Origin of the sequence: Mesosutterella faecium (assembly GCF_022809315.2) — a bacterium.
GTDB classification, from domain to species: domain Bacteria; phylum Pseudomonadota; class Gammaproteobacteria; order Burkholderiales; family Burkholderiaceae_F; genus Mesosutterella; species Mesosutterella faecium.
This window is the reverse complement of record NZ_JAKZJU020000001.1, coordinates 2302234-2326386: the sequence shown is the minus strand read 5'-3', so window position 1 is coordinate 2326386 and position 24153 is coordinate 2302234. Positions and strand designations below refer to the sequence as shown.

Sequence of the window (24153 nt, the reverse complement as noted above, 5' to 3'; positions counted from 1 at the left end):
GACTATCTCCTGCCAGGGTAAGGAAGAACATCGAACCCGCCGCCGTCTTTTTTGCGTCGGGGATAGATAACAAAAAAATCGAACGGGTATTTGTCGGCAATGACTTTGCACTTGATCTTCGCGTCGTCCATGAACACCGCTGGAGCGCCTTTCACTTCGTGCAGCTCGATCCTGCCATCTGGGCGAAGAACGACGAAATCCGGCGTGTACCAGCATGAGCCATCAGCCACTTTGAGCTTCATGCTCTCGAACCAAAAATCTAAGATGCGTCCTGAGCGCTTTTCTCCCTCCAAGTAATCGGAGTACGACTGCTCGGTCTTGTTCAGCTCGCCTGTTTTGAGACGACCTCTGGCCCTGAGCCCCTCCAGGGCGTAGTTTTTATGCCGAGTCTTAAAAATCATTTAATCTCCACCGTTTTCGCGAATGACAAAGCTTTGTCGATAGACCAGTTTGACACCGGATACATTTTCAAAATTGCCCACACGGTTTTCCTGCTTACTTTTGAACCCGCGCAGAAATCTGAATGATTCATGCACGCCCAGGCTCTCGAAATAATTTCGATTTCTCCCTGGGAAGCGATGAGTTTCGTGCGGGGCTTTCGGGGTTTTCGAGGCTTTTTTTGTCTTCCAATCGCTCGCATTCTTTCTTTAACAGCTCTTTCTCGTCGTTTTTGTTTCTTGAGTTCTTCTGCGTCTATAGCTGCGAGCTGGTTGCTCCAGTAGCTCATATCGGTTCCCATGGCTTGCTCCTTTCCTTAAGTCCCTGAATGGCATCGAGCTGATGCGGTTTTGTCGTGTCGATTCCGGACATCCCGGACGGCATGTAGTCCTGCAGATACCGAGCTGAGCTTATGCAGAACTGGCCGCTAGGCTTGTCGTACCAGAGCGGCGTCATGCTTGAGTCTCCGGTTGCTCGCTGCTTATCTACTGTCAGAAGGACATCCGGTTCAGAGTCCCACTGGTCATTACGAAATCCGCCGTCGATAATCTGCTGCTCCTTCTCTCGATTGCGCCTGAGCAAGGCCACGTTATCGGCCAGGTTGCTGATGTCTGACGATCCGGAGATGTCAAAACGGGACGGCTTCGCGTTCTGCCCCTGACCATTCGCCGGCTTGCGAAGATGCGCGACAAGATGGATATGGGCGCCGGTTGCGATAGCGATTTCTTTCATGGTCTGGACCACGCGCTTCTGAGACTGCATAACCGAGTCCGAGCTGTTTCCAGTCGTGAGCATCATGAGGTTATCCACAACGATGTGCCGGCACCCGAGCATTTTCGCGGCGTAGAAGACACCGTCTGCGCAGTACTCCGCGCTGATAGCGCCCTGGTTCCTGTAGATGTAGAGCAAATCGTTCGCCCAGTCGAAGAAAGGGAAAAGATCCTGAGTCGTGGGCGAACGGCCAAAAGCGCAGCGCATGCAGCTGATCAGCGTCCGCTTCGGATCCATTTCGAACGAGAACAAACAAACTTTCTGGCTCTGAGACATCATGGAAAGAGCAAGCTGATTCATAAGGGCTGACTTTCCCGCTCCGTTTTCGCCGCCCCAGATAGTGAGTTCCGAAGGACGGAAGTCAAAGGACTTCACGAGCGGATTCTTTCCTGCAAGCCGACTGGCCGGGTACATCAACTCCGAAGCGATATCGCCCTGCAGCTGTCCGCACTTGACGATGTCCTCGGCAATCCGGGCGTTGTAGTCGCTCCAGGCGCCGCGGGTTTTTGCCGGTTCAACGGTCCCTGCAAAGACATCTGCCATCTCTGTAAACCTCCATTCTGTCGGTTGAGTCCAGGAAAGAAGCGAAGCACGGATCAGCGTTCAATATGTTGTCTCTGCAGGCCCACATCACCGGATCCATACCCTCCTCAGACTTCACGGAAACGGAATGCCCCCGGCAGAATCGCCAGTCCACGTCCTGGAACCTGTCCAATGGATCGATAAAAACCTCGTCGTCAACGTATGGAACGAGATCTTCCTCGCCGTCACCGAAGCCCCAGTTGACCTTGAGCCTTGGTGTTGCGTGATCCGGAAAAACCTTTGATCGGAAGGTGATGTAGATCACCGGTCCGAATGGAGCATGACGGTCGATCCGTGCGGCTTCAAAAGAGTCCATTGAGTTCCTCGTAGATTTCGTCGTCGTGGTTCTGTGGTTCAGAAGCGGGCTTCGAAGAAGGCGCCGGCGCCTGACCCTGCTGCTTCGCAAGCCTCTGCCTTTCTCGTTCCTGCCTACCCATGCGTTTGAAGTCGTCCTCCGGTTCCTGCTCTCTCTTCAGCCACTCGGCTTTAAATCCTTGCCATCCCCGCTCTATGCAGAGATCTATCGCCTGCGCTGGTGTTAGTCCAGCCTTAGCCGCTTGATTGCAGAAGAGCTTCCACCCATACTCCGTGATTCCGCCCGTCCTCTTTGCTTTCCTAACCTGCATCCACGCGTCCCATGCCTCAGGGTTGATTTCTGGTGGGCAGGGGAACGCGGTCTTCCTCCTCGCCGGAGGCGGGGAGGGAGGAAGAGCTTCTATCCCCTGTTCAGTTCCTTGTTTAATTCCTTGTTCTATTCCTTGTTTACATGCACCCTGTGCGACACCCTCATGCACGGTATGCGACACCCCGGTGCAATCCGTGCGACACCCTCCCGCACCCTGTGCGACACCCTCATGCACGGTATGCGACACGTCCTGCACGCCTTGCGACACCCTATTCGATATAGACATCGCATAGAGAGTGCGGACTATCACGCCTCGATCATCCTTCTCTGCTCGTCTGGTGATGAGGTTCTTTTGTTCCAGTTGAGACAAGGCGTACTGCACGGCGCGAAGACTGATGTGTGCCTCTTTCGCAAGCAATGCTTGACTCGGGAAGCACTCCCCCGTTCTTTCACTCATGTGCCAAGCCAACAGCATGAGGCAAAGCCTCTGTTGCGAAGTTTCAACATCAACTGATGCGGCCCAGTCCATCGCCCTGTACGACATGGCACTCTCTTATTCGCGGTCGCGCCACGGGTGAAAATCGAGAGTCTCGGCTACAGCCGGCACTTTTCTGTATCTCACCTGAAGAAACTGGAGTCTGTCTTCTGGTATGCCGACCTTCTTCCATGCTGAAACTGACGGATGTCGAATGCCGAACGTCTTGGCAACAGAAACAACACCTCCCAAGGCATCGATTACCTTTTCTGACCTTTCAGGGTCGAGCCTTCTGTTTCGTCTACACGTAGTCATAATTTCGCTTACGTAGTGGTAATTTACTTTTAAGTAATTATAGCTACATAAAAAGAAACTACAACCCCGTCCTTTGGTTTTCTTTTGTTCGGTAGTATTTCCTACGGGAGGCTCTATGTCAGAACTTAAAGATAGATTGGAAATTGCGCTTACAAAGTCTGGCAAGACAAAGATTGAATTGGCCAGATATTGCGGGCTGTCTCATCCGTCGGTCAGTAATTGGTTCAACGGAAAAACAAAGCAATTGACCGCCATCAACGCAATTAAGGCTTCTGAGTTTTTAGGCGTTAGCCTGAAATGGCTCACAGAAGGGGTCGGAAATCCCGGCGACTCGATGGTGTTGCCTTCAGATGAATCAAAAAGCTCCGACGACTACATTATCATTCCCGAATATCGCGTACGCTGCGGAGCCGGATCTGAGGATTCCCCATCTTTTGAAGAGGCAACAGAGTCTAAGCCTGCATACTATCGCAGAGAATGGTTCACGGAACGCGGGCTAAATCCGGCTCAGTGCCGCCGCTTAAAGGTACACGGTGACAGCATGATGCCAATACTGTTCGACGGGGACACGATCCTCTGTGATTGCCGAAAATTCCCAATAGTTTCCGGTAAGGTGTATGCGTTTTGCTTTGCCGACGAAGTGCGAGTCAAACGGTTATACAAAAAGCTGAACGGCGGCGTAATTGTTCATTCCGAAAACCCCAACATGGAAGATGAAGAAATATTGCCAAACGAAATGTCGAAGTTTTACTTGATTGGGAGGGTCGTTGACAGGTCTGGTAGCGGCCCCTTTTAAAAGGCCAAATCTTTAAATGCGCCGCCCTAGCAGGGCGGTTTTTTTGTTCCTCTTGATGTGGGACAAACTTGTGCTACGTAGTTTTATCTTCGGAACTGCGTAGCTTTACTTTTCTTAAATTTGTAGCTATAGTTCCTCATAACGAAGTTAAAACTACATACGCGAGCCGGTTTTCAAATTCGGCGAAGAGGAAAAGAAAATGGAACTCTGTTTCGCGGTTTTCCCCAGCAAGGGCACCAAACTGGTCTTCATCCGCCGGCCCGAGGCCGCCACCTTTGGTGACAAGAACTTCCCGTGCCACACGTGGGAAGCCCAAGTGGTCTTCACTGACGACCACGGGGACATGTCAGCCGTCTACAAGGGGCAGAGGATCGCCCCGGACAGCAGCACAAGAGCCGATCTTTTGGAGCTTTTCGGCTTCGACAGGGCGCTTGCAAAAACGGCCCGGTGCATCTGAGAAAGGAGCCATACATGAGCAAAGCAGACTGGATCGTAACGGCTGTTGTGGGTCTCGTCTTCATCGGCGCATGCACCGTCGGCAGCTGGGTGCTCTGGGCGCTGCGAGCGATCGCGGGGGTCTGAGATGACGGCATTTTTTCTTTCGTTGACTGGCATTGCGATTTGCGTGGCCATTGTGTTTCTATCAGTGCAAATCGGGTCCGGCCTTCTCACGCTAAGCGCTTCAATTGATGAGCTTTCTAGAACTCTGAAAAAAAGTCACGGAACCTTACGTCAAAGCTCATGCGCGTCAGATAAGAGCCTAGGAGAACCAAATGAATAATGCCATTCCAGTTTTCTGGCGGGATAAAAAACACCTGCAGGTTCTGAACTCTGTCGAGGTTATGAATCGTCAGGCTTCCCGTGGAGCTCGTTTGCATTCGTTCAATGTCTTTCTCGGAGAGCCTGCCTGGATCGATCTCGGGGAACACTTTGCACCATTTGATTGTGATTTTCTTGATCACAAAGTTTGGCGGCACGCGGTTTACAGAAAGAACAACAAAGAAAAGGCGATTCCTTTTCCCAACATCGGAGGAAACCATTCCGGTGCTGTGAATCCAAATATCTGGCCTGTTCAAACCCAGCCCCGTGAAGACGAAATAGGCCGTAGCTATGGCTCCTATGGCGGAAATGATAGTGAAAAACGGCTCAATGGCTTTGATGAAATTGAGCATTGCTGCACCCCCTCTGTGAGGGAAATAAGGATTGGTCTCCAAGAACTTTACCTCACAGAGGGGCTCACCAATGGAAACAGGAAGGAGTGGTGAGATGGAAGGCAAAAAGATCACCGCTGAGGCCGCCCGCGACATCTGGGCGGCCGAGCTCAAGAACGGCACTGAGTCTTTTCACAGGTGGGGATCGACAACAAACCACCTGATTGACGTTCTCAAGGACTTACATGAACTGACTGGCGGCCATATCGACGATCCTCTTGGCTTCTTCATCCTTAAGTCCGGTGACAAGCATCTGCCTGAGACAGAGAAGGTAGAGGGCATCCATTCGAGCCAAAAAGCCAAGTTGAGACGCGAAACGATTGCTTATTGCCTCGTTTATTGCCTTCTCGAACGGAACTCTACTGGAAGTTCGCATTTCGATGTCCTGCTTAACAAGGCTCTGAAGCTTCTCATGATCGAACGCCTGGAGGAACGGGAAATGGATAGCTCCTTTTTCAATACCAGCAATGATGATCTGGGCAGCCTCTTCGGAAGTAAAGGCGTTTGAATCTTTTTCTGTCATGTGATTTCTCCTAAGGGATGGTTGAGCTAAGAGAGCTTGCTAGGTCCTCTACAAACTCAATCATCCCACAGGGAGAAAAGCGAACCCTTATCTCTGGACCACATCCAGACACAAGGGCTTGCGATAAAGGCAAGTTCAAGGGGTGAAATTCCCCGGACGGCTCTGATCCGGCAGCGGCATACCGGGGAGCCCGAGTGACAAGCTGCACGACCTGACGCGGCTCACTTCCTGAAGCTCTTCTGAGCCACAGGCCCGGGGCAGTCTCCACCGGTGCAGGAAGGACAAAACGCCAACACATGCTCTTTTAACAGAGGGCATCTGTGGGCGCTTTAGTAGCCGTTAAAATTAGTGGCACGTTTTAATGGCGATAAGCCGAACACAGAATGTATTTCCTACAAAGAGGCCGGGCAATGCTTAAATCAATTTCTTTATTTAATCACAAAGGCGGAGTCAGCAAAACGACGACCGCATTTAATCTAGGGTGGGCTCTGGCGGACGCCGGTTATAAGGTACTTCTCGTTGATTTGGATTCTCAATGTAACCTGACGGGGATTGTTCTGGGTTACGGGAAAATGAGCGATGGACTTGACAATTTTTATGGAAGCCGGGCAAACCTTACTCTTAAGACTATTGTTGAGCAATTAATCGACGGGGATACTCCAGATAACATTTTAGGGAATGAAAAAGGTAACCTTTTCCCCACTCAAAATGAGAATTTATATCTTTTGCCTGGGAGCCTGAATATTTCAGATATGGACTCTCAGGTAAGTATTGCTTTGAAAATTGCTGTTGGCATCCCCGCCACACGAAACCTTCCTGGGGCATTACCTCGTTTAATCAGATCGCTTGCTGAAAGAGACGGGTTTGATTTCATTATTTACGATATGAGCCCCAATGTTGGCGGAATTAACGAAGTAATGCTGATGTCAAGCGACTATTTCATTGTGCCAACGACACCGGATTTCTTCTGCTGGCAAGCAATTTCATCACTATCAAAACATATTAAATCATGGCACCAGGAAATCGACAGCTTTAAATTATCGGTACCAGGGCGGACAAGCTCCTCTCTTACCAATCATCCTCAATTTCTTGGGACAATTCAACAGCGCTACCGCATTAGGAATCAAGAACCGGCTAAATCCTTTGACAGATGGATTAATGAGATAAGAAAGGCTATAGATACCGTTTTAATCCCCTCATTAAAAGAAATTGATTGCATAGTTGATCGGGGAACAGTTCAGGATGTTTTAAATGCCAACCGCTCTAAAAATGGAGGGGGACTTAATGCCTATGATCTTGCTCACATCTCTGACTTTAATTCACTTATAGCAATGAGCCAGAGCCTTTCTAAACCTGTTTTTGCACTTACTGACGAAGATATTATTGGGCAAAAACAATTCGGCTACGCACTAGATACGATGAAGCGCAGCAGGGATTCGTTCCGAGAACAGTTTAATAGGCTAGCAAAAATAATTGAGATGCTGACAAATTAAGCAAAGCAATTTACTACAAATTGTAGTAGGTTGAAAATTTTAGAGTTTTACATCAGATCCGCCAGGCGCAAGTCAGGCGGATTTTTTTATGGAGCAAACATGAGTTATGCCACATTGATCTTGGGAGAGTCTGGAACTGGCAAAACCTGCTCTCTCAGGAACCTGGATCCGAGCAAAACGCTACTCATCCAGCCCGAGAGAAAGCCTCTCCCCTTCCCTCCGAAAGGGTGGCGAGAAGTTAAGGTGAAGGATGACGGCGGGAATATCTATGTCGCCGACAACCCTAAAACGATTCTTGCCGTCATGTCCAGAGCCAAGGATGAAATCATCGTCATCGATGACTGGCAGTACATCCTAGCGAATATGTACATGAACCGGAGAAACGAGAAATCGTTCGACAAGTTCAACGACATCGGGGGCGCCGGATTCGATATCGCAAAAGCCGCTTCAGATCTCGATCACGACAAGCGGGTTTACGTCCTTGCTCACACAGCAACGGACGAGTTCGGAAACACGCGCATCAAGACGCTCGGAAAGCTTCTGGACGACAAGATTGTTGTAGAGGGCTTGTTCACCACAGTTCTTAGAACACACGTCGTCAATGGCCGCTATTTCTTCTCAACGCAGAACTCGGGGTCAGACACCGTCAAGTCTCCCATGGGACTCTTCAATGATCCAGAAATCGACAACGACCTTGCTGCAGTCGATGCGGCTATATGCAGCTACTACGGAATCACTTCAAACGTTAAAGGAGCATGAAATGAAATTTTCTCTCGATCCTAAGGGCGCTCGCTCTGTCGGAAAAGCACAAATGATTGATATCAGCGGCGCCTATGAGGGCGTTTTTAAGGACGCTTATTTCATCAGAACACGCAGCGGCGCTGGGTTCATGCATTTTGACTTCCTGTCTGTTGAGGGACAGCGGTGCAACATTTCGATGTGCGTTCAGAAGATCAATGGCGAAGCGACATTCAACCGCGCCATTGTGGACGCCATCATGACAGTTCTTCGCCTGAAGGAGGTTGTATCTGTAAGCGGAGATGTGAATCGCAACGGAACGGTGACGCCTGTTGATCGCTTTCCTGAACTCATCGACAAGCCGATTGGCCTGCTCCTCCAGAGGATTAACGATCCCAGCAACGAGCGCTACCCGTACAGCATGAACATCATCACGCCGTTCGACAAGACGACGAAGATGACCGCGGCCGAGATCCTCGACCGAGCCACCGAGGCAAAGGCGATGGAAAAGAGGCTCGCGACGCTGAAAGACCGTACGCTCCGCGTTCGTACTTCCGAGCCCATCCAGGAAGCCTCGTCTAGCGAACCTGACGAAAACATCCCGTTTTAAGGAATGGCCATGAGTTCTCTGTACGAAATTAACGATCAGCTTTCTGCTGCCATCAATCGCCTCCAGCTCTGCTTTGACGCAGAAACAGGAGAGGTGGATGACGAAAAAGCTCTCGCCGCCGCTGAATTGGAACTCTCCTCGCTCCAGGTCACATTCAACGCCAAAGCTTGCGCTGTCGCCGCATTTATGGACGACAGCCAGGCGTTGATCGAGCAAATGAAGGATCGAGAAGAGGCTATCTACAAACGCAGAAAGGCTCTGGAGAATCGCAACAAGCACCTCAAGCAGTACCTTCTCGACGCAATGACTGCTCAGGGGATTAAGAAGGTTGAATCTCCGGACTTCCGGATCAGCGTGGCCAAAACGGCCCCCAGCGTTGAGATTTTCGACGAGGCTCAGATCCCGGATAAGTACTGGGTGCACCCGGCTCCGCGGCTGGACAAAGCGGGCCTGCGGGCCGCACTGAAAGAGGGCGCCACCATCCCCGGCGCGAAGCTGGGCGCCGCAGGAACTTCTCTGAGGATCAAGTAATGGCGCACGGCATGGACATCATTATCGACGAAACAGAAGTCAACGGGGATGAGCTAGTGGCGACGCTCTACCGGTGCCTGATGGATTTCTCCGTCGCATGGAAAGTGCTCGGTCTGCTGACAGACAAAGAGCGCGAGCGGTTGCTTGTCAGAGTATCGAAGAAGACTGAGGGCTGGCTGGAGCCTGATGAGCGCGCATACATCTACGGTCGGCTGGCTGGCATGCAGAAGGACGGGCAACCCGGACTCTTGCAGGACTTCTACCGACTGATCGCGCTGATCGCGCTGATGCACCCGGACGCCTTCAAAGACTTGCAGATAGAAAAGATCGAAACACCGATCAACTAACCAACTCGCATAGGAGAAACAAATGGCATCAGTGAACAAAGTCATTCTTCTTGGCCGCCTTGGGCGCGATCCCGAGATGGGACAGACGACGTCTGCAACGTCTGTCGCCCGGCTCGCCGTCGCGACGTCTCGGACACGAAAAGACCAGTCTGGGAATCGCACCGAGGAGACGGAGTGGCACAACGTCGTGCTGTTCGGGCGGCAGGCAGAGACCGCGAAGCAGTACCTTACGAAGGGCAGCGAGGTCTACATCGAGGGTCGTCTGCGCACCCGCAGCTATGAAAAGGACGGCGTCAAGCGCTACTCGACCGAGATCATTGCCGAGCAGATGCAGCTCGGTGCCAAGGCGCACGGCAACCCGCCCGCGCCCAAGCAGACCCCGGCCCAGCAGCAGGCATTCGGAGACGACGAAGATGTCCCGTTCTGACATGTGCCATCTGAAGGTCACCGTGCAGCGCGAGGGCGAGGATGCCGAGAACACCCCCCGCGTGCTGTACGACGAGAAGCCCGAAGGCTGGATCACGGAATGGCAGATATCCACAGCTCGCAAGTACCTCTGGCAGTCGCTTGGCGGTGGGCTGTACACCCAGCCGGAGCCTGTCGATGTGGCTTTCAGCCCCGATAAGCGTACGCAGATCGTTCGCTTCAGCGTGTGGGAAAGCCGAAGCGGGACGACGACATGGCGGGTAGAGATGAATGAAGGAGGCAGGTTATGGAAATAACGTACGACAAATATGACGCGAACGTCTATCAGAGTGACGCAGCCCGGACGATAAACCCGGAACTAACCCGCGACGAGATGGCGCAGCACGCAACTCTGGGCATGGTCTCTGAAATCGGAGAGATCTGCGGAATCTATCAAAAGACATTCCAAGGGCACGAGCCAGATCCTGAGCATGCGAAGCGTGAACTGGGGGATTTGCTGTGGTTCGTGGCCGAGTACTGCACCGCGCAAGGCTGGAAACTGAGCGATGTCATGCGTCTGAACATCAGCAAGCTGCGTGCCCGCTATCCGCAGGGGTTTGATCCGGAGCGCAGCCGGCACCGTGCGCAGGGGGATGTATGAACCCAGATCCTGTTGTGCTGGAAGCGCTCGCGAAGCGCATACAAACATATTCCCACCGCGGCGCCGGAATGCTGGAAACAAAAGAGGCGCTGAAAGAAATGTGCCGCCGCTATCTAGCTGGCGCCTCGTGCGGCGCGCTCGCCGACCACTTCGGAGTCACGCAAACGACTATCTCAAATCATCTGAAGCGGCTTGGGGTCTACGAAGATCCGGCGCGCAGAAAGTTGGTTCAGAAGACGATCACTCGCGCAGAGAAGGGCTTGATGGTCGGGATGATGCTGAGTGGACTGTCGAACTGGGACATCTCGCTACAGACGGGCTACTCGGAAGAGGAGGTCGATCGCGCGATCACGACGGCCTACGAGTACGACGAGATCAAGCGCATCCGCGAACTCGCGCGGAAGGCGAAGGCGAGGACGACGGTGCACTTGGTCGAAGATTCTGTAGCCCCATCATCTGCGCCGGTAAGAGTTGTGCCGTCAGTTGACGTAAAGATAAAGAAGACGCCTGGCTTAAGGCGCCGCGTCGTGGATCTTGACAAAGTGGAGGATTGAATGCAGATAGCAGTATCGATTGAGCTCACGGAAGACGGCGGCAGACTGCTGTTCCGCAACAGCCAGACGCGCAGCCTGATGTTTGCTTACGACATGGAGAAGAGGGCGGACGCCGCCCGGATCGTTTCGCAGATCGGCCTTCTGCTGCGTCACTTCGACGATGTCGCGAAGAAGGACACGAAGACTATCGACATGTTCGACAAGCCCGTGCCGCCGGCCATTGCAGCGCCGACGAGGACCGACCCGGACGTCACGTTGTGGCAGCACGATTACTGGACTGAATCAAGGAGAGAGGATCATGAATGACATGACAATCTTGAACCCAAGCACTTCCCCGGCCCGGGTTCTAGCGGCCCTGCGCTGGCAGATCATGTCAGCTAATCAGGCACTGGAGGTAGCGCTAGGCAACGCGCTTTACTACGACGCCCGCATGGGTAACGTCGTGCCCCGCGACTACTACAAGCTTGTGAACCGCGCCAGGGCGTCGACCCGCCGACTATACGAGCTTACAAAAACGCCTGGGTTCGAGCGCGCAATTCTCGGCAAGCGGTCGGACGAGGAGGAAGAAGATGATATTCGGGAGGACTAAAGCGCGGATCGACGGGCTGCACGAGGAGCTCGCCAGGCTGCGTGATCGGATCGAGGCGCTCGAGCGCGACAAGAAAGCCATGGAGCGAACGCTCGAGGATATGCGCTTGGACATCAATAGGCAGTCCTGGGAGATCGGCACGCAGCGCAACCGCATAACCCAGGTTCACCGCAAGGTTTTCAAGCAGGAAAGGAGCAACAGACATGCCCGAGAATACTGAGAAAATCGACCACCCGGCGCACTATAACTCGCTGCCCCATGAAGTTATATCTATCGTCGGCTACATGTCTTTCGCCAAGGGCAACGCGGTTAAGTATCTCATGCGCGCGCCCTTCAAGGGTGCGTACGACGAGGACTTGCGGAAAGCGCAGTGGTATTTGCATTGGATCGACGAGCACTATGCGGGCTACGAGCCGATAGATCCTCAGCGGCAGCAGATGATAGAGGACAACATTAAAGCCCTTGGCGACCGCACCGAGCTCACGTACCCGCTGCATTTAATTGCGCTTGACTTCTGGCACCTGGCGCGCAACAGCCTGGACGCCGCGATAAAACTTCGGGAGAAGGAGAAAGAAAATGACGGGCAAGAATAAACTCGCTGATCCATCTGCCTCGGGCGAGGTTTGGGTCAAAGCGGCGGACATCATGGACTTCTTGGACATCAGCCGCTCGACGCTCGACAGGCTGCGCGCTTCCGGAAGTATCGCTCAGCCCGTGCGCTTCGACGGCATTATGCGCTGGCAGAAGAAAGACGTGCTGGACTATATCCGTCGGGCAAAAGAAAGTCGGCCCAGCGCTGCATGAGAGGGCGACGCTGATCGAGCTGGTCGGTGCGCAGGTATGCTGACGTCACTGCGTTGCCGACCGCGTGCGAGAGCGCGAGCTCGCAGAGAACGAAGTCCTCTCCGTTCTCAGCTCCCCAGTCCCGGAAAGCGCTGCGCATGCCGTGCATTGTGTAGCCCTTTCCAGTGAGACGCTGCAGCAGAACCCGCGGCGTCTCTTTTGATATGTGCCCCCGCCCCAGGCGCGAGAAGACGAACTCCCCCTCGCGCGGCAGGCTCTCTAATATAGATAGAGCCTGGGCCGAAAGCGGCACGCGGTGCGGGTAATCTTTACCGTCTTTCCTCCGCGGCATCAGCCACACCTTCCTGTCGAAATCAAACTCCTCCCAGCGTGCAGGCACGAATTCGTTCGCCCTGGACGCCGTCAATGTCCCGAACAGTATCGCTTTAAATCCGATCGAGTTGCTCTCCGAGAGCGCCTGGCAGAGCGCCGGAAGCTCACGCCACGGGTAGGCCATCAGGTGCGTGGTAGGGTGCACGCGCGGCGGGAAGACCTGGTCCAGGTTCCCGCGCCAGCGCGCCGGATTGTCGCCCGTCCTCCAGCCGTTGAACTCGCAGTAGTCCAGTATTGCCTCGAGCCGCATGCGGATCTTGCGGCCGGTCTCAGCGTGGTGCTGCCACACCGGCCCGAGGATACTGATCACGTCGTCCCTGGTGATCTCGTCCACGCGCTTGGCTGCGAGCGTCGGCAGCATGTAAAGCCGGATCGACGATCTCCACTTCTCATCCGTGTAGCTAGAGCGCCAGGCCTTGAGCGTGGCGAAGTGGTCGACGGCACGCTCCCATATCTGCCCGAATGTTGGCACGATCTTCTTCTGCTGCTCGTGCCCAGGAAACTTCCCCTCGGCTATGTCCGCGCGCAGCTTCACGGCCAAGCGCTTCGCTGCCGTTGGCGTGAGCCTGGATGCGGAGCCCAGGCCAATTTCCCGGCGCCGGGCGTTCTCTGTATATCTGAAATACCAGGACGCTGCCACCCCGCGCTTCCGTAAATAGAGTCCATTCCCCACGCTGTAAAGCCCGTCCGCAAGCTGCGCGGGATCCGAGAGTTTTAATTTCTGTGCCACCCTTTTTCCTGCCACCGTGCCACCCTCCCTGCCACCATGACGATAAACGAAACGTGATGAAACGAGAGTAACGCAGATGATGTGCGTTTGGCAAGAAGCCTTAATTTTCGGGGGTTTAGATGAACGGGTAGGAGTGTAGAAGAACCAAGGTGGTATCCGAGGAGGGGCTCGAACCCTCACGCCTTGCGGCAGGGGATTTTAAATCCCCAGTGTCTACCGATTTCACCACTCGGACAGGTCGAGACAAAGACGAAAAGGAGGGAGCTCTGACCCTCCCGCTTTCCTTCAATCAAGAGTACATTTTTATACCATGTTGCAAAAATTAGCAAGGCGAGGCTCCGGCTGGAGGCCGCCTTGCGTTTTCTGCCCGTTAAAAAATGTCTAAGGGTTAGTTAGGATCCTTTGGATCTGCCAACGGCTCTTCATTTTGAGCAGAATGAACGAATTGAACTTTTAGATGCTGGTGCGCCATCCAGGCCGCTTACTTCGGGGGAGTTTCCCGAACAGCTTCCGGAGACGATGTTGTGACGATGTATAGCCTGGGCCTCGATCTTGGGTCCACAACTGCGAAATACGCGCTCCTTGACGCCGAGGGCAGGATGGTGGGGAGCGAATACCGGCGCCACGGAGCCGCTGTGCGCGAAACCGCGGCGGCACTGCTCGAGAAGATCCTTGAATCGCACCCCACGGATGTTTTCCGGCTCACCATGACCGGATCGGCCGCCCTGGATGTTTCCCAGGGCATCGGGGCGGGCTTCGTGCAGGAGGTGATTTCCACCAGCACGGCCCTGCGCCGGTTCGCGCCGGAGACCGACGTGGCGATCGAGCTGGGGGGCGAGGACGCCAAGATCCTCTATCTCACCGACGGCATGGAGCTGCGCATGAACGAGGTGTGCGCCGGCGGCACCGGCGCGTTCATCGACCAGATGGCGGCGCTGCTCAACACCGACGCCTCCGGCCTGAACAGCCTCGCGGCCGGCGCGACCATCACCTACCCGATTGCCTCGCGCTGCGGCGTTTTCGCCAAAACCGACGTGGTGCCGCTCCTCAATGCGGGCGCGAAGCGCGAGGACATCGCCATTTCCATTCTCCAGGCCGTCGTCGACCAGACCATCGGAGGGCTCGCCTGCGGGCGGCCGATCCGCGGGCACGTCGCTTTCCTTGGAGGGCCGCTGCACTTCCTCACGGAGCTGAAGAAGTGCTTCATCAAGACGCTGAAACTCACCCCCGAATTCGTCGTCGACTGCGAGCAGGGACAGTTTGTGGTGGCACAGGGCGCTGCCCTCACCGCCCTTGACCCGAACCGCACGAAGGAGCAGAGCTCGGAGGAGCTGCCGCTTGCCGAGTGGCTGCGCCGCCTGCGCGCCTACCGTCCGACGGCCCGCGGCTCGACCATGCTCGCGCCGCTTTTCAGGGACGAGGCGGAGTACGAGGCCTTCAAGGCCGCGCACAACAGCCGGAAGACGCCGACCTCGGAGCTCGCCTCCGCAAAGGGCGACCTCTGGATGGGCGTGGACCTCGGCTCGACCACGGTGAAGGCCGTAGTGCTCGATTCCGACAACCGCATCGCCGCGTCCTGGTACGGCACGAACTCGGGCGATGTCCTGAAGACGCTGGTTCCGAAGGTTGTGGAGCTCCTGCACGGCATTCCAGAGGGCGCGCGGATCCGCGGGATCTGCACGACCGGATACGGAGCGGAGCTCGCGGCCGCCGTGCTGGGAACCCCGCTTTTCGAAGTGGAGACGATCGCGCACCTGAAGGCGGCTTCGTTCCTTGACCCCGAAGCGACCTACGTGATCGACATCGGCGGCCAGGACATGAAGTGCCTGAAGACGCACCACGGGATCATCGAGCAGGTCAAGCTGAACGAGGCCTGCTCCTCGGGCTGCGGCGCGTTCATACAGACGTTTGCCCGCAGCCTCGGGCTCACGCTCGACCAGTTTGTGAAGAAGGCGCTTTTCGCGCGCCACCCCGCCGACCTGGGGACCCGCTGCACGGTGTTCATGAACTCCCGGGTGAAGCAGGCCCAGAAGGAAGGCGCGGACATCGGCGACATCGCGGCCGGGCTGTGCTACTCCGTGATCCGCAACGCCCTCTATAAAGTGCTGAGGCTGCGCTCGGTCGAAGAGCTGGGCGACCACGTGGTGGTCCAGGGCGGCAGCTTCATCAATGACGCGCTGCTGCGGGTGCTCGAGCTGCTGCTCGGCCGCACGGTGCTCAGGCCCGACATCGCGGGGCTCATGGGAGCCTTCGGCTGCGCCCTGATCGCCCGGGAAAAGACCGAACGCGACGCGCTGCCCGCGCCCACGCTTTCGGCCGAGGCTCTGGAGACGCTCGACGTCATCACGCGCTCCTTCCACTGCAAGGGCTGCAACAACCGCTGCCTGCTTACGATGAACAGGTTCTCCAACGGGCGCAAGTTCATTTCCGGCAACCGCTGCGACTTCGGAGCGAAGGGCGGAGCGGGGAAAAAGCGCGACGTGGGCAACAACATCTACGCCTGGAAGCTCGCGCACCTCTTCCAGGGCGAGCCGCTGCCCGAAGAGAAGGCCCCGCGCGGCGTGATCGGCATTCCCCGGGCGCTGAACATCTACGAGCACTATCCGTACTGGTTCACGCTTTTTACGAAGCTGGGCTTCCGGGTGGTGCTCTCGCCGGAGTCGAGCAAGTCCATCTTTGACTCGGGGCTCACCTCGATGCCTTCGCAGTCCGTGTGTTTCCCGGCCAAGCTCGCCCACGGGCACATCAACTGGCTCGCAGCCCACGGCGTCGGACGCATCTGGTTCCCGTGCGTTCCCCGCGAGAGAAAGGAATTCAAAGAGTCGGACAACACCTTCGCCTGCCCAGTGGTGGCGGGCTACCCTGAGGTCGCGCGCCTCAATGCCGACTTTCCCGAGGGCAGGAAGCCCGTCATCCTGACGCCCTTCGTGCTGCTCTCCGACGGGAAGGTGGTCGCGCGCGTGATCCACGAGAATTTCCCCGACGTCCCGGAGCGGGAAATCGCCCCCGCGGTCAAGGCGGCTGAAAAGGCGATGGAGAGCTGGCAGCACCAGCTGCAGTGCGAAGGCGAGCACATGCTCTCCGAGGCCCAGGCGAAGGGCCGCATCGTGATTCTCATTGCCGGGCGTCCCTATCACGCCGATCCGTACATCAACCACGGGCTGCCGGATTACATCGCGTCGCTCGGCGTCACGGTCCTCTCCGAGGACTCGATCGCGCACCTCGCCCCCGACCCCGGAAAGCTCCGCGTGGTGAACCAGTGGGCCTTCCACGCCCGCATGTACCGCGTTGCGACGCTCGCCGCGCAGGAGCCGGGGGTGGAGCTCGTGCAGCTCACCAACTTCGGCTGCGGGATCGACGCCATCACCTCCGACCAAATCGCGCAGATCCTCGCCAAGGCGGGGAAGCTGCACACGCTGCTCAAGATCGACGAGGGCGACTCGCTCGGGCCGGCCAAGATCCGAATCGCCTCGCTGCTGGCCGCCGTCGCCGAGAAGAAGGAGGCCGAGGACAAGGGCATTGAGTCCGCGCCTGAAGAAAAGAGCGCCCCCGACTGGACGCCGCCCGTGTTCCTGCGCTCCATGAGGAAGACGCGCACGATTCTCGCGCCCCAGATGTCGCCGATTCACTTTCCGATCATCGAGGCCGCGCTGCTGGGCAGCGGCTACCGCGTGAAGCTTCTCCCCACGGTGTCGATGTCGGCGATCGAGACGGGCCTCACGCTCGTCAACAACGACGCCTGCTATCCGGCGATCGTCTCGATCGGGCAGCTTGTGCACGCCATCAAGAGCGGGAAATACGATCCGGACAACACCGCGCTGATGCTTGCGCAAACCTGCGGCCCCTGCCGCGCGACCAACTACATCGCGCTGCTGCAGAAGGCCCTGGCCGAAGAGGGCTTCAAAAACACCCCGATCGTGTCCCTTTCGGGCGGAAACTTCAACGAGCAGCCGGGCTTTTCGCTCTCGCCGCTCGCCATGCGGCGGATGGTGCTGGGGCTGTTGCTGGGCGACATGCTCCAGAGGCTGTATTTCGCGACCCGCTCGCACGAGCTCTGCCCGGGAGACGCCGACGAGATGCTCGCGAAGTGGACCCGGCGGGCGCGCGAGATCGCCTTCCACAACAACTTCACGGATTTCAGGCCCGCCATGATCAACATGGTGCGCGAGTTCGCGAGCGTCCCGACCGACGACATCGTGAAGCCGCGCGTCGGCATCGTGGGCGAGATCCTGCTCAAGTACCACCCGGACGCGAACCGGCACCTGACCGACACCATCATGAAGGAGGGGGGCGAGCCGGTGCTCACCGATATGGCCGACTTCTTCCTCTACTGCCTGTCGGACAACGTGCTGCAGCACCGGTTCTTAAACGGCCCCTTCATCAAGGCGATCACGAGCCGCTTCTTCCTCAACCGGCTCGACTCCGCGAGAAACGCCATGCGCGAGGCCCTCAGGGGCACGCCTTATTTCCCCGTTTCGGATTTCCAGCGCCTGCAGCAGTCGGTGCACGGGCTCGTGTCGCTCGGCGAGCAGGCGGGCGAGGGCTGGCTGCTCACCGCCGAGATGCTGGAGTTCATCACGAACGGCGTCACCAACGTGCTGTGCCTGCAGCCGTTCGGCTGCCTGCCCAACCACGTCACCGGCAAGGGCGTGATCAAGGCGATCCGCGAGAAGCACCCGGAGTCCAACCTGATGGCGATCGACTTCGAGGCGGGAAACTCGGAGGCGAACGTGAGCAACCGCGTGAAGCTTTTCATGTCGGTGGCCCGCGAGCAGATGGCGGGGCGCCCCGTCCAGCCTCTGCCGGAGCCGGACCCTGAGGAGCAGCCTGTGCGGGTCTTCAGCTTCAAGGGATCCTGACCTCCTCAGACTTTCTTCCGGGGACGGTATCGACCAAAGGGCCCCGCTGCGGCGGGGCCCTGCTTTTAAGCGTGCGGCTTCAGGAGAGGGCGGTGAGGCCGCCGCCGGAGGCTACCGGCTGCAGTAGCCGTCCCGACAGGTGTATTCGACGCCTGTCGCGCGGTCTCGGAGCGTCATCTGCCCGTAGCTGTCCGTGCTGTATTCGAAGCCCTCGGAGCCGGGCACCGGATCCGCCTTCGGGGGTGCGTTCCTCAGGGCCTTCCTGTAGGCCGCCATCGTCGTGTAGGCTCCGCAGGGATACTCTTCTCCGAAGCCTGGGTCTGTCCTGCCGCCTCCTCTTGATATGTCCACCGAGATTTTCGGCTCGCACTGCTTCGAGAACTTCAGGTTCTTTTTCGCCGGGATGATGACCCCCGCCTTCACGCCCTGGCTCCAGGTGAATTCCAGACTTGTAATTTCTATCGATACGGCGTTGTCGAGTTTCGTGGTCGTCAGCTTCGAGCCCTTGACGATGGACTCGGACAAGTCGCCGCAGGGAAAGCGCAGTTCGCCGAATTTCCTGTAATCCCCATCGACGGTGTCCCACCCGATCGGCTGCGGGTCGAAGCAGACCGCCTGGGCAGAGGATAAAAAGACCGATGCCGCTAGCAGCAAGGCGCATGCCGCCGTTCTCATCATGAGGACCTCCCGTTTGCCCCGTTTAAGCTTCGCCGCGTCATTTCCCGGCTCCCTTGAACGGGTTTTCCGTTCTAAGGCCATTTTCCCACCGCTGTCTGAATAAATCCTTGTCAGACTGCGACAAAACGCCATGCGGAATCCCGCCGCAGGGGGAAAGGGGCCGCCGCCTCCGGCTGGCCTGCGGAAAGAAATGCCCCGCGCTCAAGGATCTGAGGCGGGGCCTGGTTCAGGGCTTTATCGCCGGATTTCAGGGCATCTTGAAATCGAACTTATGGCACTGATTGCAGTAGATCTCGGGCTTTTCATGCTGCAGATGGCACAGCGTGCACTCGAGGTCCTGATGGTAGTGCGGAGAGTCATGCGGATTGGTGGGCTTGACGTTCTTGGTCTTTTCCGCGAGTTTCTTCGGATCGTGGCACTTGATGCACTGCTCCTTTTCGGGAGTTTCAATCTTTTTGTCCGGTCCGTGGCAGGATTCGCACTTCAGCCCGGCCTTGATGTGCTTGTCGGCGCCGAAATTGCCGCCTGCGGCAAAGGCGCTGGAAGCGGCGAAGGCTAAGAGCATGGAGGCTATAGCGAGTTTTGCTGAGAACTTCATGGGTCCATCTCCTTGATGGGAAGCTTATTTTTTTTGAAGCTTAGGGCTTCTTTTTTCTACTTTTATCAGATTACAGCATTCGAACTGGGCTGAACTCGATTATTAGCGTTAATACTTAGAACTAAAGTCCCTTGTGTGGTCTGACCTGCAATCTGAAAGAAGAGTCTCCATTGAAAGAAAAGCCCGGCGCAGGGCCGGGCCGTGAAGGAAAGGCCGGAGAGGGAGCCGATCCTTCACTGGGAGCCCGCCAGGGGATCAGGCCTGGTAGCCTTTAGCCGTGCGGGCAGCGGTGCGGCCGAAGATGATGCAGTCGGCCACCGCGACCGTGCCGAGGCGCACCATGCCGTGCACGCCGCCGGTCGCCTCGCCTGCCGCATAGAGGCCGGGGATCACGTTGTGGCGGGCGTCGAGCACCTGCGCCTTGTTATTGATCTCGAGACCGCCCATGCAGTGGTGGACGCGCGGCCAGAGCCTCCAGCCGTAGAACGGGCCCTTGCCTTCCTCGTTGGGGACGCCGTCCTTGAAGAACTTGCAGTTGAATTCCGGGTCCTTCATCGCCTTCATGTAGGAGTTGAACTTGTCGTTCTCCTTCATAAGGGCGTTGTAGTCGACCTTGTAGAAGGCCGCGAGTTCCTTGAGGGTGTTGAACTTGTGCACCACGCCGGAGGCCTGGACCTTCTCGAACATGGCCGGGGTCATGTTGTGGTTCACCACCTGATTCATGATGTTCTTTTCATTGGTGTACATGATGACCGGGTGCCCGATCGCGACGATTGCGTCGGCGCGCACCTTGCGGTTGCCGGTCTCCATCACGAAGCGGCGGGCCGTGGCGGGGTCGATCATCGGGCCGTAGCCCACGGTGGCCTCGGTGACGAGCGGGCACAGTCCGAAGCCGCTTTCGTCCGGGCTGGTCCAGGGCCCGAGCTGGATCCAGTCCATCTGGACGGTGTTCGCCCCGAGGAACTGGGCCTCCTGAATTACCTCGCCCGTGGCGCCGGGCTGGTTCGTGGAAGTGAAGGCGGCGGTGAGGCGCGGGTCGTGGCTCATGCGCATCGTGACGTTCTGCGCGAAGCCGCCCGAGGCGAGCAGCACCCCCTTGTTGGAGCGGATGTACTTCACGGTGCCGGAGTTCGCGCGGGGGAAGCGGTACTTCTCGCGGACCTTGACGCCGACCACGCGGCCCTGGTCGTCCTCGATGATTTCCTCGACAAAGGTGCGCAGCCGCACCGGGATGCCGTATTCCTTGCACTTGGCGAGCATCGGCAGGATGAAGCCGTCGCCGCGGTGGCTCGTCACAGCGTGGGAGCGCTTCACGGAGTGGCCGCCGTGATAGGTGACGGCCTGGAACTTGACGCCGATCTTGTCGCGCAGCCAGTAGAAGTTCTCAACCGAGCTGTCGGCGATGTGGCGGGCGAGCTCCGGGTGGCAGAGTCCGCCGCCCGCCTTCATGATGTCCTTGTAGAGGAGGTCGGGGCTGTCCTTGATGCCGGCCGCCTTCTGCATGTCGGTGCCGGCCGCGGCCACAGCGCCGCCGTTGATGATGGAGTTGCCGCCGGCGGTGGGCATCTTGTCGACGACGAGCACGTTTTTGATGCCCTGCTGGTGCGCTTCGAGCGCGCCGCCCAGCCCGGCGAAGCCCGTGCCGATCACGAGGAAGTCAACGGTTTCGTCCCATTTCTGGGGCATCTTGGGGGAAAGCGCGGCAGCGCTGGTCGAGACGGCAGCGAGGCCGGCGGTCACGGCGCCCGCAGCGGCGCCGCCCAGGAAATGACGACGGGAAAGAGAAGCCATTTTTTTGTCCTTTAAAAATAGCCGGATATACCGAAAAAGAAGAATTTCTCCTGACTCATTGAAAATTCTATCTAGTGCTTTCGGTTTATCCGGCTAAGCATTTAGGCCGATTAAATGCGGGTTAACGCTGAAGGCAGGAGCCCCCGGCGCTCAAAAGCGGTGGAGCAGGCCGACGGTGGCCTGGCAGCCGTTCGGCTTGACGCTCTCGCCGTTCTTCTTGATCTTCTCCTGGCTGAAGCCGGCGAGGGCGTAAAGGCTCGTGCGCTTGGAGAGCTCGTAGTCATAGGCGCCGGCCACCGTCCAGCGGTTGAAGTCGTAGCCCGTCTGGTTGTCCATGTCGCGGTAGTTCACCGCGAATTTGACCGTGCCGCCAAAGAGCGGATAGTTCACGCCGAGGCTCGCGCCCCAGCCGTCGACCTGGCCGTAGCCCGCGTTGTTGGTGAAGGCCATGAGGCCGCTCCTCACGACGCCGGCGCGCGCGTTGGCGTTGTGGAACATCTTGTCGAAGTACTGGCCGAAGGCGATCAGCTTGAGGCCGTTGCTGAACTTGTAGTTGCCGCCGAGGGTGACCGTCCAGCCGTCGTCGGCGTGGCCGTAGGTCGCATTGCCCCAGAGCGTGGTGTCGGCAACCAGCACGGCCTCAAGGTTGTCGCCCTTGTAGCGGACGGCGAGAGAGCCGTAGCGGTCGACGGCCGCCTTGTTCTCGGCGTAGGCGGTGTTCACCTTGGCGTCGTTCTTGAAGGAGTACATCGCGTAGCCCGTGAAGCCCGCGAAGGTCGGGGAGCGGTAGGACAGGGCGTTGTCGACGCGCGTCCAGCTCGAAGCCGTGGCAAATCCGGAGCCGAGCCCCGAGGTGTAGTTCGCGAAGATCGGGTCGATCGCGCGGAACAGGCCGTTCGCGCCCAGCACGCTGCCGAAGATCGGCAGGCGCCCGGCCCACAGCGTGCCGTACCGGCCGGAAACGCTCAGCGAGGCCTCGCGCCCGAAGAGGCGGTCGTTCTGCTTCGTGTCGGACAGACCGGTGTCGGACTCGAACCCGGACTCGAGCGTGAAGCCCACGGTCACGCCGCTGTCAAAGCGCTCCGTGCCGCGCAGGCCCCAGCGGGAGCCGAACTCCTGGCCGTTTTCCATGGAGAAGGTGTCGGTGGAGTCCACGCCCTTCACGTCGGAGTGGGTGTGCACGTAGCTCAGACTCGTGTCGATGAGCCCGTAGAGGGTCACGGAAGGAGCCGCGAGGGCAGCGCCGGCAAAGCCGCTGAGCAGGGCGGCCGCGATCAGGTTTCTTTTCATGTTTTTCTCTCTCTTGAGGTGTTTTCGAGTCGGCCGGTTACCGCGCCAGCCTCTGAAACTCGCAGGGGCGGAGGTTTTTCCGCCCCTCACGTCCGAGTGTATGGGCGGGGGAATGATTATTCTTCAGAATTAAGCAATAACCCTGTAGTGAGTAGCTAAACCGGTTTAGCCGGCCAGAATCAGCCGCCGCGCCCTGAAAATTTTTGTAAATTGCTGAAAATGCGGCGTATTTCATGGCCCCCGCTGGCGTTGTTATTACGCAACATCTTTTCCATCCTCTCGGACGGGCAGACTTTGCCCGCGGGCCGCGGCAGCGGCCCCTTCAGCCTTTCCGGGGAGAAGGGGGTCCAGGCTCCTACCAGCCGAGCGAAACGGGCTTGAAGCCCGCGGCCTGCCGCCGGGCTTCAATGTCCCTGATGAACTCGAGGAAGGTGGGCGGACGCCGGATTTCGGCGTTGTCCTCCATGTCGGACATCCAGCGGTAGACCGGCTCGAGGAGCGAGGTCTTCATGCAGATCGAGGAGCCCTGGGAGACATAGGCCCCGGATTCCCTCCAGGCCCTCATCGTTTTGTCGAGCGAGACGCGGGAGGTGTTGGCGACCGAGGCGATGTACTTCCTCTGCACGGTGGAGGGCATGACGCACCATCCGGCGCCGGAGGCGTCCTGCGCGAAGCGGCCGTAGTTGCGCGCCCAGGCGATGAAAAACGCCTTCAGCCGGTCTTCCACCGGGATCGTGTAGATGGCAAAGCCCATCCGGTCCGAGAGCGTGCACAGCTCGGCCTGGACCGAGAAGAGCCAGGCGGTCTCCCGGTCATTTTGCAGGATGCCCCGGAGCAGCTTCTGCGGCACCTGGATCACCGTCGAGTCCACAAGAGCGAAATAGCGGCCGATGCAGGGCAGGGACGTGAGGAAATTGAGGTTGCCGCAGGCGATGTGGCGCGGCGGCGAGATCGCGATGGCGCCTGAAATCTGCCCCACTTCGCGGCCGGTCACTCCTTTAGCGACGACGATCACCTGATTCACGGGTTCGCCGGGCTGGATCAGGGGCTCTTCGGCCTTCAGGGCTCTGGGCGTCCCGATTTTTTCAATGAGGCTGTAGAGCTTCGGGTGCAGGCTGTGGGTGATCCAGGGGACGATGGGATCAGGCACCGGGTGCTCCAGATCCCAGGGCTGGTCGAACGGACGCTCAATGGCGGCGTACCAGCCGAGCGTTCTGTTGCTCACGGCGTTCCTCCTTCGGCCCGGGCGTTCTCACACCGTCCCCGGCCGGAAAAAACAACTCCCCAAAGCGGCTCTTCGGCTCAGGCTGAAGGCCGCTGTCGTTTATGAACCTATAAAGAAGAGTCTACGGACGCCGGCTCCTAGT

The 24153-nt window shown here is 57.6% G+C and carries 30 protein-coding genes, 1 tRNA gene and 1 pseudogene; 19 read left to right on the top strand and 13 right to left on the bottom strand.

Annotated features, from left to right (window positions below; all coding sequences use genetic code 11):
* Positions 1-2: 2 nt before the first annotated feature.
* The 6 genes and pseudogenes from MUN46_RS10420 to MUN46_RS11790 form a co-directional block, all read right to left on the bottom strand.
* The gene (locus tag MUN46_RS10420) at positions 3-401 is read right to left on the bottom strand and encodes a DUF1064 domain-containing protein (RefSeq protein WP_243377376.1); all 399 of its coding nucleotides are present in this window, start codon (positions 399-401) and stop codon (positions 3-5) included.
* Positions 398-739, bottom strand: coding sequence for a hypothetical protein (locus MUN46_RS10415; protein ID WP_243377377.1), 342 nt, complete (start codon positions 737-739; stop codon positions 398-400). The genes MUN46_RS10420 and MUN46_RS10415 overlap by 4 nt, the downstream gene beginning before the upstream one ends.
* The gene (locus MUN46_RS10410) at positions 724-1752 is read right to left on the bottom strand and encodes an AAA family ATPase (RefSeq protein WP_237980506.1); all 1029 of its coding nucleotides are present in this window, start codon (positions 1750-1752) and stop codon (positions 724-726) included. Before MUN46_RS10410 ends, MUN46_RS10415 begins: the two co-directional genes overlap by 16 nt.
* Positions 1724-2107: a hypothetical protein gene (locus MUN46_RS10405; protein WP_237980505.1), complete on the bottom strand. Its 384-nt coding sequence runs from the start codon at positions 2105-2107 to the stop codon at positions 1724-1726. The genes MUN46_RS10410 and MUN46_RS10405 overlap by 29 nt, the downstream gene beginning before the upstream one ends.
* Entirely contained in the window at positions 2094-2417 is a 324-nt protein-coding gene (locus tag MUN46_RS10400) for a hypothetical protein (RefSeq protein ID WP_285230619.1), read from the bottom strand. The genes MUN46_RS10405 and MUN46_RS10400 overlap by 14 nt, the downstream gene beginning before the upstream one ends.
* 351 nt (positions 2418-2768) lie before the next feature.
* A pseudogene (locus MUN46_RS11790) lies at positions 2769-2945 on the bottom strand (helix-turn-helix domain-containing protein); the annotation flags it as partial.
* Positions 2946-3321: 376 nt separating this feature from the next.
* On the opposite strand from MUN46_RS11790, the gene MUN46_RS10395 reads away from it, so the two are divergent.
* The 18 genes from MUN46_RS10395 to MUN46_RS10310 all read left to right on the top strand — a co-directional run bounded on the left by MUN46_RS10395 (position 3322) and on the right by MUN46_RS10310 (position 12468).
* A complete protein-coding gene (locus MUN46_RS10395) occupies positions 3322-4002 on the top strand; it encodes a S24 family peptidase (protein ID WP_285230618.1) in 681 nt (226 codons plus the stop codon).
* A 199-nt stretch (positions 4003-4201) separates the two neighbouring features.
* Positions 4202-4459, top strand: a complete 258-nt coding sequence (locus MUN46_RS10390; RefSeq protein WP_285230617.1) for a hypothetical protein — start codon at positions 4202-4204, stop codon at positions 4457-4459.
* Positions 4460-4775: 316 nt separating this feature from the next.
* A complete protein-coding gene (locus MUN46_RS10385; RefSeq protein WP_237980501.1) occupies positions 4776-5267 on the top strand; it encodes a hypothetical protein in 492 nt (163 codons plus the stop codon).
* A 1-nt stretch (position 5268) separates the two neighbouring features.
* Positions 5269-5721: a hypothetical protein gene (locus MUN46_RS10380; RefSeq protein ID WP_237980500.1), complete on the top strand. Its 453-nt coding sequence runs from the start codon at positions 5269-5271 to the stop codon at positions 5719-5721.
* Positions 5722-6146: 425 nt separating this feature from the next.
* Positions 6147-7229 (top strand): ParA family protein, encoded by a 1083-nt coding sequence (locus MUN46_RS10375; protein ID WP_237980499.1) that lies wholly within the window; start codon positions 6147-6149, stop codon positions 7227-7229.
* 99 nt (positions 7230-7328) lie between these two features.
* A complete protein-coding gene (locus tag MUN46_RS10370; protein WP_243377760.1) occupies positions 7329-7988 on the top strand; it encodes a DEAD/DEAH box helicase family protein in 660 nt (219 codons plus the stop codon).
* 52 nt (positions 7989-8040) lie between these two features.
* Positions 8041-8577, top strand: a complete 537-nt coding sequence (locus tag MUN46_RS10365) for a hypothetical protein (protein WP_285230616.1) — start codon at positions 8041-8043, stop codon at positions 8575-8577.
* Between the two features lie 9 nt (positions 8578-8586).
* Entirely contained in the window at positions 8587-9108 is a 522-nt protein-coding gene (locus MUN46_RS10360; protein ID WP_285230615.1) for a siphovirus Gp157 family protein, read from the top strand.
* Positions 9109-9119: 11 nt separating this feature from the next.
* Positions 9120-9455, top strand: coding sequence for a hypothetical protein (locus MUN46_RS10355; RefSeq protein WP_243377405.1), 336 nt, complete (start codon positions 9120-9122; stop codon positions 9453-9455).
* Between the two features lie 22 nt (positions 9456-9477).
* Positions 9478-9882 carry a single-stranded DNA-binding protein gene (locus MUN46_RS10350; RefSeq protein ID WP_243377406.1) on the top strand — a complete coding sequence of 135 codons (405 nt, stop codon included), beginning with the start codon at positions 9478-9480 and terminating at the stop codon, positions 9880-9882.
* Positions 9869-10177 carry a hypothetical protein gene (locus MUN46_RS10345; protein WP_243377407.1) on the top strand — a complete coding sequence of 103 codons (309 nt, stop codon included), beginning with the start codon at positions 9869-9871 and terminating at the stop codon, positions 10175-10177. Before MUN46_RS10350 ends, MUN46_RS10345 begins: the two co-directional genes overlap by 14 nt.
* The gene (locus MUN46_RS10340) at positions 10168-10521 is read left to right on the top strand and encodes a nucleoside triphosphate pyrophosphohydrolase family protein (RefSeq protein ID WP_243377408.1); all 354 of its coding nucleotides are present in this window, start codon (positions 10168-10170) and stop codon (positions 10519-10521) included. The genes MUN46_RS10345 and MUN46_RS10340 overlap by 10 nt, the downstream gene beginning before the upstream one ends.
* Positions 10518-11075, top strand: a complete 558-nt coding sequence (locus tag MUN46_RS10335) for a hypothetical protein (RefSeq protein WP_243377409.1) — start codon at positions 10518-10520, stop codon at positions 11073-11075. Before MUN46_RS10340 ends, MUN46_RS10335 begins: the two co-directional genes overlap by 4 nt.
* Positions 11076-11381 (top strand): hypothetical protein, encoded by a 306-nt coding sequence (locus MUN46_RS10330; protein WP_243377410.1) that lies wholly within the window; start codon positions 11076-11078, stop codon positions 11379-11381.
* Position 11382: 1 nt separating this feature from the next.
* Positions 11383-11664: a hypothetical protein gene (locus tag MUN46_RS10325; protein WP_285230614.1), complete on the top strand. Its 282-nt coding sequence runs from the start codon at positions 11383-11385 to the stop codon at positions 11662-11664.
* Positions 11645-11884, top strand: coding sequence for a hypothetical protein (locus MUN46_RS10320; protein ID WP_243377412.1), 240 nt, complete (start codon positions 11645-11647; stop codon positions 11882-11884). The genes MUN46_RS10325 and MUN46_RS10320 overlap by 20 nt, the downstream gene beginning before the upstream one ends.
* Complete coding sequence (locus MUN46_RS10315; RefSeq protein ID WP_243377413.1) at positions 11868-12257, top strand: DUF3310 domain-containing protein; 390 nt, start codon at positions 11868-11870, stop codon at positions 12255-12257. Before MUN46_RS10320 ends, MUN46_RS10315 begins: the two co-directional genes overlap by 17 nt.
* On the top strand, positions 12241-12468 hold the full coding sequence (locus MUN46_RS10310; protein ID WP_243377414.1) for a helix-turn-helix transcriptional regulator: 228 nt from the start codon (positions 12241-12243) through the stop codon (positions 12466-12468). The genes MUN46_RS10315 and MUN46_RS10310 overlap by 17 nt, the downstream gene beginning before the upstream one ends.
* Here MUN46_RS10310 and MUN46_RS10305 read toward each other — a convergent pair.
* The gene (locus tag MUN46_RS10305) at positions 12395-13570 is read right to left on the bottom strand and encodes a tyrosine-type recombinase/integrase (protein WP_243377415.1); all 1176 of its coding nucleotides are present in this window, start codon (positions 13568-13570) and stop codon (positions 12395-12397) included. The two genes, MUN46_RS10310 and MUN46_RS10305, sit on opposite strands and share 74 nt — an antisense overlap.
* 150 nt (positions 13571-13720) lie before the next feature.
* Positions 13721-13805: transfer RNA gene (locus MUN46_RS10300), tRNA-Leu, on the bottom strand.
* Between the two features lie 295 nt (positions 13806-14100).
* Here MUN46_RS10300 and MUN46_RS10295 point away from each other — a divergent pair.
* Positions 14101-18429, top strand: coding sequence for an acyl-CoA dehydratase activase-related protein (locus tag MUN46_RS10295; protein ID WP_243377430.1), 4329 nt, complete (start codon positions 14101-14103; stop codon positions 18427-18429).
* Between the two features lie 111 nt (positions 18430-18540).
* On the opposite strand, the gene MUN46_RS10290 is transcribed toward MUN46_RS10295, so the two are convergent.
* The 5 genes from MUN46_RS10290 to MUN46_RS10270 all read right to left on the bottom strand — a co-directional run bounded on the left by MUN46_RS10290 (position 18541) and on the right by MUN46_RS10270 (position 24011).
* Positions 18541-19107 carry a hypothetical protein gene (locus tag MUN46_RS10290; protein ID WP_243377416.1) on the bottom strand — a complete coding sequence of 189 codons (567 nt, stop codon included), beginning with the start codon at positions 19105-19107 and terminating at the stop codon, positions 18541-18543.
* A gap of 247 nt (positions 19108-19354) precedes the next feature.
* Complete coding sequence (locus MUN46_RS10285) at positions 19355-19705, bottom strand: cytochrome c3 family protein (protein WP_243377417.1); 351 nt, start codon at positions 19703-19705, stop codon at positions 19355-19357.
* A gap of 255 nt (positions 19706-19960) precedes the next feature.
* A complete protein-coding gene (locus tag MUN46_RS10280) occupies positions 19961-21496 on the bottom strand; it encodes a flavocytochrome c (protein WP_243377418.1) in 1536 nt (511 codons plus the stop codon).
* Between the two features lie 150 nt (positions 21497-21646).
* On the bottom strand, positions 21647-22786 hold the full coding sequence (locus tag MUN46_RS10275) for a porin (protein WP_243377419.1): 1140 nt from the start codon (positions 22784-22786) through the stop codon (positions 21647-21649).
* A 355-nt stretch (positions 22787-23141) separates the two neighbouring features.
* The gene (locus tag MUN46_RS10270) at positions 23142-24011 is read right to left on the bottom strand and encodes a Crp/Fnr family transcriptional regulator (RefSeq protein WP_243377420.1); all 870 of its coding nucleotides are present in this window, start codon (positions 24009-24011) and stop codon (positions 23142-23144) included.
* Positions 24012-24153: the final 142 nt, after the last annotated feature.